General features: G+C 31.9%; 11 protein-coding genes and 1 tRNA gene. 11 read left to right on the forward strand and 1 reads right to left on the reverse strand.

The features are described 5' to 3' along the window. The first annotated feature begins 54 nt into the window (after nucleotides 1-54). From JN09_RS03425 to JN09_RS03445, 6 genes are all read left to right on the forward strand, one after another. On the forward strand, nucleotides 55-2,121 hold the full coding sequence (locus JN09_RS03425) for an LTA synthase family protein (RefSeq protein WP_204432678.1): 2,067 nt from the start codon (nucleotides 55-57) through the stop codon (nucleotides 2,119-2,121). 50 nt (nucleotides 2,122-2,171) lie between these two features. Continuing rightward, a tRNA-Leu gene (locus JN09_RS03430) sits at nucleotides 2,172-2,255 on the forward strand. A gap of 409 nt (nucleotides 2,256-2,664) precedes the next feature. Continuing rightward, a complete protein-coding gene (locus JN09_RS03435; protein ID WP_204432679.1) occupies nucleotides 2,665-5,889 on the forward strand; it encodes a helicase-related protein in 3,225 nt (1,074 codons plus the stop codon). After that, entirely contained in the window at nucleotides 5,886-6,473 is a 588-nt protein-coding gene (locus JN09_RS03440; RefSeq protein ID WP_204432680.1) for a DUF4391 domain-containing protein, read from the forward strand. The genes JN09_RS03435 and JN09_RS03440 overlap by 4 nt, the downstream gene beginning before the upstream one ends. 42 nt (nucleotides 6,474-6,515) lie before the next feature. Further along, nucleotides 6,516-6,644 (forward strand): hypothetical protein, encoded by a 129-nt coding sequence (locus tag JN09_RS07685; protein WP_268939106.1) that lies wholly within the window; start codon nucleotides 6,516-6,518, stop codon nucleotides 6,642-6,644. After that, the gene (locus JN09_RS03445) at nucleotides 6,637-8,481 is read left to right on the forward strand and encodes a site-specific DNA-methyltransferase (RefSeq protein WP_204432681.1); all 1,845 of its coding nucleotides are present in this window, start codon (nucleotides 6,637-6,639) and stop codon (nucleotides 8,479-8,481) included. The genes JN09_RS07685 and JN09_RS03445 overlap by 8 nt, the downstream gene beginning before the upstream one ends. On the opposite strand, the gene JN09_RS03450 is transcribed toward JN09_RS03445, so the two are convergent. Further along, a complete protein-coding gene (locus tag JN09_RS03450) occupies nucleotides 8,478-9,071 on the reverse strand; it encodes a hypothetical protein (RefSeq protein ID WP_204432682.1) in 594 nt (197 codons plus the stop codon). The two genes, JN09_RS03445 and JN09_RS03450, sit on opposite strands and share 4 nt — an antisense overlap. Nucleotides 9,072-9,257: 186 nt before the next feature. Here JN09_RS03450 and JN09_RS03455 point away from each other — a divergent pair, with 186 nt between their 5' ends. From JN09_RS03455 to JN09_RS03475, 5 genes are all read left to right on the forward strand, one after another. Further along, on the forward strand, nucleotides 9,258-12,254 hold the full coding sequence (locus JN09_RS03455; RefSeq protein WP_204432684.1) for a restriction endonuclease: 2,997 nt from the start codon (nucleotides 9,258-9,260) through the stop codon (nucleotides 12,252-12,254). 21 nt (nucleotides 12,255-12,275) lie between these two features. Further along, nucleotides 12,276-13,670 (forward strand): Wadjet anti-phage system protein JetA family protein, encoded by a 1,395-nt coding sequence (locus JN09_RS03460; protein ID WP_204432686.1) that lies wholly within the window; start codon nucleotides 12,276-12,278, stop codon nucleotides 13,668-13,670. 86 nt (nucleotides 13,671-13,756) lie between these two features. After that, nucleotides 13,757-14,299 (forward strand): DUF4194 domain-containing protein, encoded by a 543-nt coding sequence (locus JN09_RS03465; RefSeq protein WP_308699519.1) that lies wholly within the window; start codon nucleotides 13,757-13,759, stop codon nucleotides 14,297-14,299. After that, nucleotides 14,274-17,540, forward strand: a complete 3,267-nt coding sequence (locus JN09_RS03470; protein ID WP_204432688.1) for an ATP-binding protein — start codon at nucleotides 14,274-14,276, stop codon at nucleotides 17,538-17,540. Before JN09_RS03465 ends, JN09_RS03470 begins: the two co-directional genes overlap by 26 nt. After that, complete coding sequence (locus JN09_RS03475) at nucleotides 17,527-18,711, forward strand: Wadjet anti-phage system protein JetD domain-containing protein (protein ID WP_204432690.1); 1,185 nt, start codon at nucleotides 17,527-17,529, stop codon at nucleotides 18,709-18,711. The genes JN09_RS03470 and JN09_RS03475 overlap by 14 nt, the downstream gene beginning before the upstream one ends. Nucleotides 18,712-18,909: the final 198 nt, after the last annotated feature.

An 18,909-nucleotide genomic window follows, 5' to 3' on the forward strand; every position in this document is an offset into this window, starting at 1 on the left:
GACTTTTCTTTTTTTAAAGTCTGTTGTGATATACTATAAATACTGGGTGATTTTATGACAAAAAAGAAAAAACTATGGCTCTTTATGGGTCTGTTCTATGGCTTAAATATACTTAATACATATTTTGTAACAACCAATTTCTTAAACAGGTATCTCGTGCCTTTTAGACGAAATGGTTTATTAGAGATTAATGCCTTTATTGGTAATTTCTTCGCACTGACCATTATCGTAATGATCGGCTTTTTATGCATACGTTCATTAAAAGGACGGATGAGGTTTTTAGTAATCACTACATTACTTTTAAACATTGGGGTATTTTCAATTGGAATATTCACTAAATACTACCAAACAATGTTTTCAATTTATGAGTTGACACTCTTTAATAACCCAGCTAGTGAACTAGCCGGGTCAATCTTTGTTCAAGCCTTAACAGAGTTATACCTATACTATAGAATTGTTGTGTTTATACCGTTTATTGTTTTATTAGTATTTTATATTGTTTTCTTTAGAACTTATAAAAATGAACGTTATGATGGGGTTATCTCAAGATACTTAGCTTTAATGAGTATTTGTGTGAGTTTAGTTTTTACAACCGCTACACTAGGGATTGTAAAAACACATATGGACCAAACCTGGCCAATCTCTGCAGAAAGAAGCTTATATGGAGTTCAAAGTGCAGGGTTATATAACTTCTATTTAGGACAGTTTATGGGATTCAATCTATCGAGTACAGATAAAACAGTGCCTTCATTGAGCGTTTATGATCAATATAATAAAAATAAAGAAGCTTATACAAACTTCTTTAACGAAACATATGGCAGTACTTTATTAATAAACCAAACGAGTAATCTAACGATTGATCCGTCTTTATTAACTGGGGATTCATTAAACGGCATTTTAGAGGGGAAGAATATCGTTGTCGTCCACTTAGAGACCTTTAATAAGTTCTTACTGGACGAGTCTGGTCCTTATATGGACGAGAACTACTTCAAGACCTTAAAAGCCCTTTTAAAGGAGTCTTATGTACTAGATAACTTTTATACTAATGTAGGCATTGGGAATTCATCTGATGCAGAGTTTTCTACTATGACAGGGTTATACCCTCAAGGAGACACAACCATCTACTGGAAGTATAAAGACAATAACTTTACATACCCTGCTTTACCAAAACTGTTTGATGGCTATTATAAAGCTTCACTCCATGGCGATGCTGGTTTGTTTTATAATCGTATGGAAGTACACGAAAGTCTTTTAGGCTTTGATGACTACTTTTACTTTGATGAAAAAGAATCTAATTTCTCTGGCTCAAAGAATGGTTATTATGTGTTTGACGATCTTATAGAGAAGAACACAAAGGAATCCCCATGGTTAAGCGATTTCGCATTATTAGACTGGACTAAGAGATTAGCGGATAATCATAACCCTTATTTCTTATACCCAATTACCATTCAACCACATACGCCTTACTTATATGATCCATACCCAAATCAATTTACAAGTGAAACATTAAGTGTGGACCCTACTACCTTAAGTTATCTAAACTATGAAACCTATTATGATGCTTTCTTTGATGAATTTATCGAGTATACCAAAACTCAAACCAATACCGTTTACTTCCTTTATGGAGACCACGGTTCTGGTATACCTAAGAAAGACTTAGAAGTACTACTAGGAAGAGAGTTATCTCTACTAGAATATAAACAAGAGATGATTAAAACCTTAGGGTTTATCTATGCCCCAGATGATGAAGACCAAACTAGTGAGATACCTAGAGGTCTAATCAAAGGCAATCAACCGCTCGTAAGAAGTCAAGTTGACTTCTTTAGAACGATTGTTGAGCTTTATGGCATTGATTATGATGGTCAGTATTATGGCGTAAACCTATTATCTACTGAACATACCTTTTCAATAGATACCAGGTCTTTTGACATTGTCACAGATGATTACTTTATGTTAGGTAAATACATCTATAGTGATAAAGAACCTAATGAATCCAATACCCGTTATCTAAGGAATACCGCACTGAAATCTCCCTATGACCTATTTGAAGATATATTGTTGTTCAAAAAGAGAATGGATATCGCCCTTAATCTAAACCTCTATGAGAAATTAAAAAAATAATTGGAAATCGTATTGACACATCTGACAAAATAAGATATAATTCTTTTTGCGCGGATGTGGCGAAACTGGCAGACGCACTAGACTTAGGATCTAGCGCCTTAGGCGTGCAGGTTCAACTCCTGTCATCCGCACCATATTGAATGCATAGGTTTGATACAATTCGTATCAGGCCTTTTTTTCATGCAGAAAGGAAGATATTTCCCTATCTGCCAATTTCGTAATCGATAATTAGGTACAAAAACTATGCTTTATACTGACTAAAAGTACCTCGCTATCTAACCTTTTAACGATTATCAACCATTTACACGATTACTTTGAGATTGTAAGTCGAACGAATTCAAATTCCCAAAATGTGGAAATCAGCATATTATTGAAGTAGATTCTAACATAAATGGAAAAGAAGAAATGGTAAATCCTCTTTAGATTTTATATATTCAGATGTCAAATAAAAGTAAACATAAATCTAATATCTTAGATATTATAGGAAAACCCAGACAAAAATGTTATAATTTAATAAATATACGTTTATAGGGTGGTGACAATTTGTCGATAGTACTTGATACCAAAAAAAAGGGTTCTGTAGGTGAATTTATAAAAGGGAACACTATAAAGAAAGCAAAGATTGATATATCATCATCTTTTTTTACGATTTATGCATATGATGAACTTAAAAATATCCTAGATGATTCTGCAAAAGTTAGATTCTTATTTAATGAACCCACGTTTATCAAAAAATTAGAAAACAATCAAAAAGAGGTTAAAGAGTTTCAACTACGAATGAGAGAACGAGAAAAAGGAATATCTGAATTTCCGTACGAAATTGGTTTGAAGAATAATCTTGATCAAAACCAAATAGCTAATAGATGTTACCAGTTCCTAGCCAATAAAGCAGAGGTAAAATCAGTTTTAAGTTCAGGCATAATCGCTTCTAGCAATATTAGTGTACTTAATCCAAATGAAAAGAATTATTTAATATCCGGAAGTGGGATTAACTTCACACTTGATGGATTAGGGTACTCCGATAGAATAAGATGGGATTTCAATACAGTATTAACGGATAAACATATCATTCAAGAATTTGAAACCTTTTTCGATTCTATATGGAATAATTCAACTTTAGTAGTTGATGTAAAAGAGACTCTTCTAGAACACATACAGAATCTTTATAAAGAAAATGCTCCAGAATTGGTGTATTATGTTACTTTATACCATTTGTTTAATGAAAAACTTATTAACATGGATGATATGGCTAGAATAAAGGAAAAAACAGGCATTCATAATACCAAAGTTTGGCAAATGCTCTATAACTTTCAGCAAGATGCTGCGGTTGGCGCAATCAAGAAGTTGGAACTGTATAATGGATGCATTATTGCCGATTCAGTAGGGTTAGGAAAAACATTTGAAGCATTAGCTGTTATGAAATATTATGAACTTAGAAATTCAAGAGTATTAGTATTAGCACCAAAAAAACTCCGAGGAAATTGGATTGGCTTTAAACAAAACACAAAGCTAAATCCACTAGTTGATGATCGATTTAACTATGATGTCTTGAATCATACAGATTTATCTAGAGAATATGGTTATTCTGGTGATATTGATTTGAATAAAGTCAATTGGGGAAATTATGATTTAGTTGTTATTGATGAATCCCATAATTTCAGAAACAACCCGGCACTTAAAGGTAAAAAAACAAGATACCAAAAATTGATGGAAGATATTATCAAGAGTGGTGTAAAAACGAAAGTATTAATGCTTTCAGCGACACCTGTCAATAATCGACTTGCAGATTTAAAGAACCAAATCATGTTTATCACCGAAGATAGAGATGATGCTTTTAAAGACAACTTAAATATAGACAGTATCGAAAATACACTTAGGGTTGCTCAATATCGTTTTAGTGAATGGTCAAAGCTACCTAAAGAAGCTCAAACAACAGAAACTTTGTTACCTATGCTGGACTATAGTTTCTTTAATTTACTCAATACAGTCACCATCGCAAGAAGTAGAAAACATATCCAAAAATATTATGATACAAAAGACATTGGTGATTTTCCAAATAGACTAAAGCCTCTGTCGATAAAAACAGAAATTGATCAGAAACATAAGTTCCCAGAGTTAAATGAAGTCAACGGATTGATTTCCAAGTTAAACCTGCCAATTTACTCACCACTACTATACGTTATGCCTTCCAAGATGGATGAGTATGAAAAACTCTATGAACAAGTTGTTAAAGGTGGGCAAGGTAGTTTTAAGCAATCAGACCGCGAACGAAATCTAGTCAATTTGATGCGCGTTAATATCTTGAAACGTTTGGAAAGCAGTGTACATTCTTTTAAACTAACGATTGAACGCATCAAAGACAAGATGGATGCAATGTTATCAAAAATCGAAGTTGGTTTAGATTATCAAGTTGATATTGATGATGAAATCGATGATGAAGAAGTAGATGATCTCGAATTAGGGACCAAAGTTAAAGTTAAACTTAAAGATCTAGATATCATTAGATTGAAAGCTGATTTAGAAGAAGATAAAGTTGCCTTGGAATACTTACTTCAGGTTTCATCCAAAGTAAAAATCGAAGATGATGCAAAGCTTCTAAAACTTAAAGAGCAAATCACTGATAAAATTAAGCATCCTTTGAACCCAGGTAATAAGAAAATCATAGTATTTACGGCATTTGCTGATACAGCAGTGTACTTATATGACAATTTATCAAATTGGTTATTAAGTGAGTTTGGAATCTATTCAGGTATTGTCACAGGCTCACAGGCTACGAAGACAAACGTTCTAAAAGCAAGAAATGATTTTGAAGAAATTCTTGCACATTTTTCACCGAAATCAAATAAAACCGCAGTGAAACAAGAGATAGATATATTGATTGCTACAGATTGTATTTCAGAAGGACAAAACCTTCAGGATTGTGATTACTTGGTTAACTATGACATTCATTGGAACCCAGTAAGAATCATTCAGCGGTTTGGACGAATTGATCGAATTGGTTCTGAAAATAAAGACATACAACTCGTCAATTTCTGGCCTAATCTAGAACTTGATGAATATATCAATCTTGAATCACGTGTTAGAAATCGTATGATGATGGTAGATTTGTCTGCAACCGGTGAAGATGATTTACTGAATCCGGAAAGTAAGAACTTGAAATATCGTAAAGACCAATTAAAACAACTACAAGACGAAGTTGTCGATTTGGAGGACTTATCCGGTGGAATCTCAATTACTGATTTGACGCTGGATGATTTCATGATGTCTTTAGATAAGTACCTGAAAGCACATCCTGGATTGCTAGAGTCATATCCTACTGGTATATACGGTGTAACAAGCATTAATGATAAACTTAAAGATGATGCACATCCAGGAGTTATATTTTGTCTAAAGCAAAAGCATTTCAATGAAGCAGATAAAGGACAAAACACTTTATATCCATACCATCTAGTTTATGTTAAAAACGATGGTAGCATTTTTGTAATAAATACAAACCCCAAAAAAATCCTCGATATCTATAAAGCAATTTGTACTGGAAAAGATGAGATTATTAAGGAACTAGTGAATGAGTTTAACACTGAAACTAAAAATGGAAATAAAATGGAGAAATATACTTCATTACTGGAAAAAGCAATTTTTGATATCAAAGGATATATCGAAGAAAAAGGTATTAAGTCACTATTTAGACTTGGCAAATCAACGATCCTTGATAATAAGGTAACTGGGTTAAATGATTTTGAATTAGTAACATTCTTGGTGATCAAATGAACGATATTCTAGAGCATTTTCATATTCCTAGATCAGGAAAAACAAAACAACGGATATCGGTAAAAGATATTATTGATCAACTTAATCCAACAGTTCAAGATAAAAAAGTATTAAATTCGGAAGTGAATTCGATTTATCTTGAAGGTGTACTAGATGCACAAACACTCAGAATACCGTCTTATGTAAGTGATGAGCATTTATATGAAGCCATATATGTTCTTCAAGTCTCACTTAAGATAGAACTACATTTTTCGCTAATAAATGAAAAACTACATGCAGCATTTCCAAATCCACTTATCATCGTTTATTTAATAGCTGATAAATTAAGAGTGTCGCTTGCACCAAAACGAATTAATAAACTGACAAAGGATAAGTCTGTTATAGAATCAGTCTATTCTACAAGCACTTTTGTGATAGATGAAAAGCATCTCGATTTCATGGGTTTGCTTAATATGTCTGAAGTCAATGCGTTAAATCTAAAAGAATTTTATGATAAACTGACCGACATTATTTATTCAGAAAGATTAATCGAATTGATAGGGTCATTTCCTAGACAAATACCAAACACAATGAATTTGAAGTAATGCTTAAAGAAGATTGAGGATGAATTAAGTGTTTTGAATGAGTTGAAAAATAGATATAAACAAGTAACAATGATGTCCGAGAAGATGGATTATCACATGAAGATTAAAAATAAAGAGCATGAAATTGACAAATTCGTTTCGGATTTGAAGGAGGAACTGAGTAATGAATAAAATAGAAAGTACAAGTCTAGATTTAGAGAAACTCAATGTAGAAAAAGTCAAGGAATTGTTTCCCAATGTGGTTACTGAGGGTAAAATTGATTTTGACAAATTGAAAATCATCTTAGGTGATCAAGTTGATGATCGAGTAGAAAAATATCAATTCACTTGGAACGGTAAAAGCAGCACAATTAAGTTGGCACAATCTCCATCTACTGGAACATTGATTCCTTCGAAAGATGATAGTAAAAACTGGGATAAGACAGGAAACTTATATATCGAAGGTGATAACCTTGAAGTGTTGAAGCAACTTCAAAAGACTTACTATGGAAAAATAAAAATTATCTATATTGATCCTCCCTATAATACAGGCGGAGATTTTGTCTATAGAGATGATTTTAAAGATAATATTCAAAACTACAAGGAACAAACCAAACAAACATCAAGAGCAAATCCGGAAACTAACGGAAGATATCATACAGATTGGCTTAATATGATGTATTCAAGATTATTATTATCAAAAAACCTATTGATTGATGATGGTATAATATTTATTAGTATTGATGAAAATGAAATGAGAAATCTACAAATTATTTGCGATGAGATATTTGGGGAGCATAATAAAATTGGAGTCATTGTATGGAAAAATAGAACTACACCAAATGATGCAGCATATAATTTTGCTCAAACACATGAGTATGTTTTTATTTATGCAAAGAATTCTGATAAAATACAGTTCAAGGGAATTTTGAAAGACATTTCAAACTATAAGAATCCTGATAAGGACCCTAATGGTCCATGGATAAAAGATAATCCATCAGCTGCAAGTGGATCTGAAAAAGATAGATTTGCTATAATTAACCCTTATACTAGTGAAGAATATTTCCCTCCAACTGGTAGATATTGGGCATTTTCTCAAAAAAGAGTTTCTGAATGGTACAAGTCTGGGAAGCTAGTATTTTCGAACGAAAAAGGGAAAAATTTCACTTTAAAGAAATATTTAAATGAAATAAAAAGTGAAAAAAAGCCAATTGGGTCCTTATATGATGAAACTTTAACCATGCACGGTACAAAAGAATTTAGAAGTTTATTTTTTGATATTGCAGATGCATTTAAATATCCCAAACCTTCAGCATTCATCAAGTATTTAATAGAACAAATTCCTGGTTCTGATTTAATCGTACTAGACTTTTTTTCTGGTTCTGCGACAACAGCACATGCTGTAATGAAATTAAACGCTGAAGATGGTGGTAATAGAAAGTTCATAATGGTCCAGTTGCCAGAATTAATCGATGAAACTACAAAGGCCTATACAGAAGGATACAAGAACATATGTGAAATTGGAAAAGAACGTATCCGTAGAGCTGGTGATCAAATCAAGCAAGATTTGATTGAAAAGAAAAACAAAGCTGGTCTTCTTGATGATAAAATCGTTGATCCAGAAATTTTTGATAATGGATTTAAAGTGTTCAAACTTGAATCTACGAATATCATTCCTTGGGATGGAACTATCAAATTTGATGAAGACACAATTTTTTCACAAACAGAAGTTATAAAAGAAGATAGAACAAGCCTTGATGTCTTATTCGAAATCATGCTTAAATATGGTGTGTTCGACAAACCTGTTGAAGAGATTAAGGTTAATGGTAAAACAATGTATAGCATTGCCAAGGGTTATTTAATCGTATGTCTTGATAATAATATCTCACTAGAGGATGTTAAAGAAATTGGTAGATTAAAACCACGTAATGTGATTTTTAAAGACTCTGGATTTCTAAATGACAACGAAAAAATAAATGCGGTTTATACTTTGGAAAAACTAGGTGTGGAAGAGATTAAGAGTATTTAGAAGAAGCCTTTTTGCAACATTATAATGCCGGTGTACGGAAAAAGTTCATGTAACATCTTTACATCAAAAGCAACAAAACTAGACGAATAATCTACGTTATGATTTATTGGCGCATACAATAAGTTACTGATAACTTGGCATGTTTTAATAGATGAATCAAGTCTGATAAAGCCTTCATTTATATATTGAAATAATAATTTAAGATCAATTACAGCAAATTTGATAAAATCTGAAACTGAATCTAAATGATTCTTGTTTCCGTTAGTAATTCCATAAACCATATATTCAGCATCAATCTTGAAAAATTCAGACTCTTTTCGTTCATCATGCATGTTATAATCTCTTCTGTAACGAAGTGTAAAGTCATTGTAACTCTGGTATTTTTGGTCTCTAAACCTTTCCTGCACAGTTTTAATGTTGCCTTCAATGTCCTTTAGGATATAGTCTATTCCAGACTTTAAATCTAGTGCTTCAATTATTTCTTTTGGTACATCTTCTTTAATCCAATCTAATGCTTGGTATATTAGCGGAATTGCCAAAAATTTATGAATGTAATCAGTAAATCTTCTATCATCGGCGTAAATGGTCATTATTAAAGCCTCCTTAGTTAGATAGTATACTACGATTATATCATATAAACTAATACTTAAAGTATGTTATTAATTATAAAAAAACTAGTCATGTGAAAATATAGATATTACTTAAAAAACTTTAATAACGGTAATAAACATACATTTCTATAATATTTTTAAATACAATCATAGGGGTGATATTAATTGAAACTTAAATTTATTGATCAACAATATCAAACTGATGCTGTTGAATCTATTGTGAATATATTTGAAGGGTCTAAAGTAAAAGACTCGCTTTTTACCATCGACATTTCTAAGGGTAAAGGATTAACCGAATTAGTTGAATATCGAACAGAAGGTGTTGGTGTAACTTATGAATTAGGGTATGCCAACAAACTACTTTTAGATAATGCTGAATTATTAGCCAATGTTCGTAAGATACAAGAAAAAAATGGCATTCTAAAGAGTACGGATATTAATGGTAGAAACTTTACCATTGAAATGGAAACAGGAACCGGTAAAACATATGTATACACCAAGACTATCCTAGAACTCCATAAACGATATGGCTTTACAAAGTTTATTATCGTTGTTCCTAGTATCGCCATTAAAGAAGGGGTTTATAAGAGTTTTCAAATCACAGAAGACCACTTTAAACTCAAATATGATAACGAGATTTATAACTATTTCGTCTATGATTCGAGTAAATTAACTCAAATACAGACGTTTGCTACCAGTTCAAATATTGAGATCATGATTATCAATATCGACGCATTCAGAAAGAGTTTTGATGATCCTGAAAAAGAAACCAAAGCGAATATTATCCATCGTGCGAGTGATAAGTTAAGTGGTAATAAACCAATTGACTTAATTTCCAGTACAAACCCTATTGTAATCATCGATGAGCCACAGTCTGTAGATAATACCCCTAAAGCTAAAGATGCGATTAAATCGTTAAATCCTTTATGCACATTACGCTATTCAGCAACACATCGTGAACTTTATAACTTAATGTACCGATTAACGCCTGTTGACGCCTATCAGGAGAACTTAGTTAAGCATATCGAAGTATCATCAATTCAAAGTGATGAAACAACAGCCAAACCATACGTTAAACTCATTTCAATTAATGACAAAAACGTTTATTCTGCAAAGTTGGAGATTAATATTCTTAAAAAGGATGGTTCAATCTCTAAAGGTACTGTAACTGCAAAAGTCGGTGAGGATTTATGGGAAAAATCTGGTGGTGTGGACTACTATAAAGATATGAATTACATCCTAGATGATATTGGTACATTTGAAGATGTTGAATACATTTATTTTTCTAATGGCGTTACAGTGAATAAGGGTGAAGCAGTTGGTGAAGTCAATCAAGATGCTATTAAGAGAGCTCAAATAAGAGAAACTATTGAGTTACATTTAAAAAAAGAAGAAACGTATCTCAAACATGGTATTAAAGTATTAAGCTTATTTTTCATTGATCAGGTTAATAAGTATAGAATCTACGACGATAATGGGCTACAACAAAAAGGACAATATGCCATTTGGTTTGAAGAAGAGTTTAATAAGCTCATCAATGGTCGTTTTAAGCGACTAAAAGAAACTTACGGCAATTCTATATCATATGACCCTGAAAAGATTCATGACGGCTATTTCTCTGTTGATAATAAAGGCAGAGCAAAAGATACAAAAGGTGATTCTATTGCTGATGAATCAACCTATGAACTTATAATGCGTGATAAAGAACGCCTATTAAGTATTGAAGAACCTAAACGTTTTATTTTCTCTCATTCAGCATTAAAAGAAGGATGGGATAATCCTAACGTTTTCCAAGTTTGTACGCTGGTAGAAACTCAAGACACCATGACTAAAAGACAAAAGATAGGTCGTGGGTTACGTATATGCGTTAACCAAGATGGAGATCGAGTCAATGAACCTAAATTTAATATTTTGAGTGTAGTTGCAAATGAATCCTATAAAGATTTTGCTAGTGGACTGCAAAGAGAACTTGAATCAGATGCAGGATATAAATTTGGAATTATTGAGAAAGTGAGTTTTGCTGGAATGGAACTTACAACACCTTACGGCGTTGAAATTACCCTTACTCAAGAAGACTCAGCTAAAATCTATGCTCAACTGAAAACAAAAGGTTATCTAAAATCAAATGGAAGGATTGATGATAAGTTTTTTAGTGATGTCCAAAACAATGAATTTAAACTACCAGATGAGTACGCAGTTTTTCAAGATAAAGTGATAACAATGATAAAGAAGTTGTCACGTGAAATTGAAATTAAGAATGCGAATGAGAAAATTAAAGTCAGCATCAATAAAAAGATATTCTTATCTGATGCATTTAAAGATATGTGGAATAGGATTAAGCGTAAAACCGTTTATTCAGTAGAAATGGACATCGATAAGTTTAAAGAAGATGCCATTGATAAGTTAAAGGTAATGCCTAAAATCATAGCTGAAAAGATTGAACGTGAAAGAACGAAACTAAACATTACAAGTGGTGGTGTCATTCAAGAAGGATCCACACGATATGGTTCAGTTGGTGACATCAACGAGTTTGATAAAATCATTTATCCAGACTTTATCAGAAGACTTCAAGATGCGACACACTTATTACGTTCTACCATTATTGAAATCATAAAAGAATCAGGTAGACTATCTGAGTTTTATGACAATCCGGAGTCATTCATAAAGAACGTTTCTTCAATATTGAACCAGGTAAAAAAGTCAAACTTGTCAAAAGGACTAAAATACTATCAATCAGATGAATATTTTGTACAAGAGGATATTTTTGATGATACTGATCTTTATGGATATAAGGATAAAAACATCATTGATATTTCTGATGAGAAAAATGTATATGATCATGTTATTTTTGATTCGACAATTGAAAAGCAATTTGCCATCGATGCAGAAGATGATGAAGATGTGACGCTTTATGCAAAACTTCCAAAGAGATTTACTGTTGATACGCCATTTGGTACTTATAATCCTGACTGGATTGTTGTAATACAGTCAAGTGGTGAAGATAAACTCTATTTTGTAGCTGAAACAAAAGGCTCTGAAAAGGATGAAGAATTGAGAGAAAGAGAAAGTAACAAGATTCTATGTGGTAGAAAACACTTTGAAGTGCTTGATAATGATGTTAAGTTTGAAGTTGTTAAAAATCTCAAAAGTTTAAAAATCTAACTATATAAAAGGGAGGCAATGATGAAAAATATTTTTGATGCCATAGACTATAAATTCTTTCAAGTTTTTTCTGGAGAGAATAGACGAATCCATGCAGAGATAATCATGGTTGTCTCTGATTTTTTTAAGCATCATAACGCCTCCTATGTGGAAAAGGAAGACCTAGTAAATCACTTATCTGACTACTTTAGTCAACGCAATTTCGATAACGTTCTTGATGACGAAGGCAATGACATCTCTAAATCAACACCTAGAGAAAAAGCACTTAGCAAGCTGAATCTCTTTAAAAGAAACGGTTGGTTAATCGAAGAAAAAGTTGAAAACTATGTCGATATCATTCAATTTGATGATAATGCATTAATCATCTTAAAAGCATTAGATGATATCAGTAGCAATTCTTCACCAAAAGAATATACAGGTTATATCTATGTCATTGATAGCTTGTTGAGAACATTTGATTATAATCAAGGTGTTTCTCTATTGGAACGTATTTATGATAATACTGAAACACTAATGAACCGTCTTAGAGGGCTCAATTCAAGCATTAAGAAGTACTTGACAAGACTCCTTAATGAAGATAGTGAAGACGCTGAAAAACTTTTAAAAACACTACTATACGACTATCAAGATAACATCATTAATAAGGCCTTTAGCAATTTGAAATTATCGGATAATCCAAGCAAGTATCAGAACCAAATCTTAACAAAACTTAATGAACTCAGATCCAAAGAAGGAATGGATAAACTCGTTCTAAATTATAAAAAGACTAAAAATTCTGATCAACCAGAACTCGAGATAGAAAAGATTCTATTTGATCAGATCGATTATGTTTATAACATTATTGAAATGCTGCAACAAACCATTTCAATGATTGATATCAAGAATGCCAAATATGTTAAATCATCCACATCTAAACTATCATTTATATTAAGTGAAAATTTTGATGTAGTAGGTAAGATTGAAAATATTCTTAAACTGATGAAGCATCAAAAAAATGATGAGTTCTATGGGGAAGCCTTTGGACTCTATAAAATGGGAACAATAGATTCTGAATCCTTATACAAGCCAAGGGTTTATAAAGAACAGTTATCAGTTGTAGAGCTACAAGAAAAACCTGAAGTAGATCAAGCATATGTCGACAAGGTTGCTCAAAGACTTTTTAGAGATAATCGTTTTAGTATCAAAAAAATCAATGAGTATGTTCGACTACTGTTAGAGCATAAAACAAGGATTAAGTCATCGGACTTATTGATAAATAATAACGAAGATTTGACAAGGATGATTCTCATTCAACTCTATGCTCATCATGAACACATGTGCTATCGAACTGAAACAACAGATTCAAATGTTACTAATAATGGTATTGAGTATAAAGACTTTTTGATTGTAAAGCGAGGTGAACAACATGGCAAATAAACAAAGTGTAGGACTTACATTCTTTAATCAATTTCAAAAGTTAACTGAAACAGAAAAAGAAAAGTTTTTCTAGAATATGTAATAAGATTTTAGATAAGAACTTTTTAATTCGACAAAAAGAATCTGATAAAGAAGATTACTTCTTTGTTGTTGGCCACTTAACCTTGTTTCAAAACTATTTTATGTTGATGGATTACATGGTTACACACTATGAAGCTGATCAAATCGTTGCTTTAAGTACTGAGGCCAACAGAAATAGAACTAGATTAAGAAGAAACGATACAATCATGTTGCTAGTTTTAAGACTTTTATATCAAAAGAAATCTAAGGAAGCGACACAACTTAATCAGATATTAGTATCAATTAAAGATATTCAAGAAGAATTAGATCGCACAAGTCTTTTTAAAGGGAAAATCCCTAAAACGGAGTTACAAACAACAATGAGAATGCTTAAAAGTTATTCATTGATTGATTTTCAATCTTCCAATCTAATTAACGATGATACGAGGGTAGAGATATATCCTTCTTTACTGCGTGTTGTTAACATTGATGATATGACAAAACTTGAAGCACAATTGAACGCATATTCTAATGGAGGTGATGATGATGAAGACGATGACCAAGATTAAACTCATCAATTGGCATATCTTTGATAATCACACCATTGATATCAATAATAACACTCTAATCACAGGTGAAAATGGGCATGGTAAATCAACGTTATTGGATGCTGTTAACTTCGTTTTAAGTGGTGCATCAGGCAAATTTAATCAAGCTGCAAATACCAACACAAAAAGAACAATTGAATCCTATGTAAAAGGTAAAACCGGTATTGAAGGTAAAACTTTTATTAGAGAACAAGAACAGATTATTTCACATATTGCCCTAGAATTCTATGACAATTTAACTAAGAAGTATCTTACCATTGGTGTTGTTTTTGAACTACCTTTTTCTAAACACAAGAACCATGGAACCTTTTATCATGTTAGTGATTCCAAGTTGCTAGAAGATTATTACATTTACAACCAGAACATTCTTGGCTTAAGTCAATTTAAACAAGCTGTGAAAGCTAAAGATAAGAACGTAAATACCTTTGAAACTAAACGTGATATTAAAACGATGATTAAGAGTACATTGGGTTTATCAAGTGACAAGTACTTTGACCTTTTACCTAAAGCTCTAGCCTTTCATCCTATCAACGAAGTTAATCAATTTGTTTATGATTTTTTACTTCCTGAAGATAGGGTAGACATAGAATCACTACAAACAAATATTCATAGCTACCGTGAAGTCAGTAAGCTACTCAAAATAGAGAAGGAAAAACTTGATTTTCTTAAACCATTAGAGAATTTAGCAACTCAATACAAAGAGATACAATCGAATATAAACATACTAGACTATTTGAAAGTAGATTTAAAGTATGAAGCTATCGAAAGATCAATTGATAATAAAAATCAAAACTTAAGAGATAAGAATTTAAACCATGATCAAGCATTAAGCGATCGATCTGAAATAGAGACAAAACTAATAGCAATTGAAACGAGTTTAAACGAGCTTCAGAAGAATGATATGTCTTTACGCATAGATTCACTTGAAAAACAATTACAAGATGAGAAGCAAAAACTCACATTCGTTGAACATAAATTGAAGAATGTACTGGATATAGTCAAATCTGAGGTACAATTAGCGAAACGAATTGAGCTAGACTTTAACATTAAAGACCTATTAAATTCGAGTGGTCATCAGCAATTAGTGAGTGAGATCAAAGCATATGATCATCTGATTGATGAAAAAAAGGGCGAGTTAACTGTTGAAGTTTCAGAACGAAAAAAAGAATTAGATAAAGTGAACGATGTAAAAAATGAGCTTACAAGTCAGATTAAGAAACTAGAGTCTAATCGATTTACGTATGATTTCCATGTTGAATCCTTACTTGCGATATTGAAAGAAGAACTCGCCAAAGAGTTCAATAAAGATTATATTGATGTCAAACCACTATGCGAACTATTAGATATTGAAAAGGAAAATGACGAGTGGAGAAACGCAATTGAGGGTTATCTAAACACTCAACGTTTTGATATTGTCGTTGAACCTCAATATTTTAACAAAGCATTAGAAATTTATGAAAAACATAAATTCAAGAAAAAGATTCATGGGGTTGGACTAATTAATACGAACAAGCTCAATGGATATGTTATGGAACAAAATACTTTGGCTTCCAAAGTCAATGGACTCAACGAATTTGCTAGACAAGCAGTGAATATGATTATGGGTAAAGTCATTTGTGTCAACGATATTCAAGAACTCAAGTCACATTCACAGTCAATTACAGCTACTGGTATGACGTATAGAAATAACACTGCTAGACAGATTAATCAAGCCATATGGGAAAGACCATTTATAGGTCAAAAGGCGATAGAAAAGCAACTCGAGAATGCAAGAGTAAAAGAAAAAGAACTTGACCAAGTCATAAACTCTCTTTCTAAAAAAATAAATGATTTAAGTAATAAAATCGATCAAATGAAACAATCTCGTATTAGAGAGCTTTTAAACATGCCTAATCATTTTAAAGACAAAGATGATCTCGAAATAAAAATGAACAGCTCACTTGAAGAATTGACCTTACTGAAAAAAGATAATGCTTGGCTAGAGATTGCCGAACGCATAAAACAAAAGAAAAATGAAAAACACGGTTTGGAAACTGAAAAAGATCTAGTAGTCAAAAGAATCGGCATTTTAGAAGATAATATAAAAAGCATAAAAGCTACCATTACAATACTTACTGAAAGCTTATCAGACAAGTCTAATGCCTATGATGCTTTACCCGATATGAGCAAATATCTTTTACAAATTCAAGATAAGAAGAGAGCTTTAAAATTTGAAAATAATGAAAATCATGACAAGATGATACAAAGTATTCAAAACGAGAGTATTTCATTATCAAGATCCTTCTATAATCAAGAAGCCAAAATCATGGATTTGATGAAAGAATATACTCAAAAATATGATAATGGACAACTTATTCCAAATATTCATAACCTTAATGACTACTTGGATATCTATTATCGAATTAAAGGACGAAACATCATTGAGTTTGAGGACAGAGCAGCAATTGCTTTAAATGCATGTGAAAAATCATTTAAGGAAGATTTTCTATCCAAACTTAGAGAGAAAATACAAACAGCACAAGAGGGATTCTATCACCTTAACAAAGCACTTAAAACCAAACCTTTCGGTTCCGAAAAGGAAGTATATACTTTTACTTATTCAGGCAGTAATAACCCTAATTTTAGAGATTATTATTCGATCTTGCAGAGCTCAGAGGATTACGTATCGAAATCACTACTAGTTGAATCGCTAAGTGAGAAAAACCTTATTTTACTAAAGACTTTGTTTGAGACGTTGACTTCAGAGGACAAATCTGAAGCACAAGTTAAAAGAATTGCAGAGTTTACGGACTATCGCAAATATATGGATTACGATATCAAAATTACAAATAGAAAAGATGAGACCTATTATTTTTCTAAAGTTAACAAAGAGAAAAGTGGTGGTGAAACACAGACTCCTTTTTATGTCATTATCGCATCATCTTTTCAACAGTTACTGGATTCATCAAGAAAAAATAGATCATCAGCATGTGTGGTTATGTTTGATGAAGCATTTAACAACATGGACGAATCACGCATAGAAGCGATGATGGAATACTACAATGAATTAAATATTCAACTACTCATTGCTGTGCCACCTCAAAGACTTGTCAATATTGTGCCATATGTAGAGACAACACTCGGATTGATTAAATCTAACCACACTGTAGTTATACATAGTTGGATAGAACATCATCAGGAGGTCAAGAATGAAGAAATATGATATCTTGATTCTAAATGAACTCTTGGATAAGTACGAGCAAAGTAAGTTATCAAAAGAAGGATCAAATCGAAATATCCACAAATCTTTAAAAGCGAATCATTCAATCTTAAGAGATTATTGGTCAGAGGACTCGTACCTTTATAAAGACCAAATCAATATGATACTTGATGAACTTGTCAGAAAAGACTTTGTATCCATTCGTTTAAGTAAGAATAAAGAACTCGATTATATTGATCTTCGTGTCGAATCTGTTTCTGATATTTACAAGTTTTTAAAGAGATCGAATCCAGAAGTTGACCGTACTGAATTGCTAGAATACTTGGCATCATATGTAAGTAGCAATCAAATAATACAAGAATTCATCATCTTCATAACAAATCGTCTAACAAAGTTTCAAAGTGTTCAAACCTATTTTGATAATTTGAAAGACCTAAAACTTTATATTAAAGCTATTGAAGCGATGTCGTCTCTAGAAGAAGATACATTAAAACGCAACTTCAGTAAGAGAGTATTTAATGACTCTAAATTATTTGAAAAAATAGAAAATAAAGTACTTAAGATTATTAGAGAATTCACAAACGAGGATAAAGATGATAATGATGAATTGCTATCATTATATCATTTGGTTAAGACACCAACATTTGCATACATAAAAGGCAAACTTACGATAAAAGTTAAAAATCAAGTCATCGATTTATCCAAATATGGTCATGAAATTGCTCTAAGTTCAAGCGCTTTATTAGATTTTGACGTAATGGAGGTTTCTACCAGAAAAGTAATTACTATTGAAAATCTTACAACCTTCGTATCTTTTAACAATCCGGAGTATGTTATTGTCTATTTAGGCGGATTTCATAATAGTGTTAAGCGAAAACTATTAAGCAAGATTTATGGATATAATAATGAAATTGAATTCTTTCATTTTGGTGATATCGATGCTGGTGGACTACTTATATTTGAAGATTTGGTATCAAAGACAAATATTCCATTTAGACCTTATATGATGGATATTGCGACATTAGAGAACCATAAGGACTATTGGATGACACTTACTCAAAATGATAAGAAAAAACTAGAAAGTATGATAGATGGACGATTTGCTCAATTGGTTAAATATATGATTATAAATAATTGTAAATTAGAACAAGAGGCAATACAAAAAGCCGATTAGCCTGGTGACCTAGCTCTTAATTGAGTTAAGTCGCTTTTTTCTATATAAAACTTCATAAGTATCTGCAACAATATTCAACAGAAAGGGTGAAAACCCTATCTGCATAAAAATGCAACATATAGGCTGAAAATCCCTATCAGCAGAAACTGGCAGAAAGGGCTTATATATAGGTATTGCATACCAACACGTTATCGCATG

This window comes from Paracholeplasma morum, assembly GCF_016907055.1.
Lineage (GTDB): Bacteria > Bacillota_I > Bacilli_A > Acholeplasmatales > UBA5453 > Paracholeplasma > Paracholeplasma morum.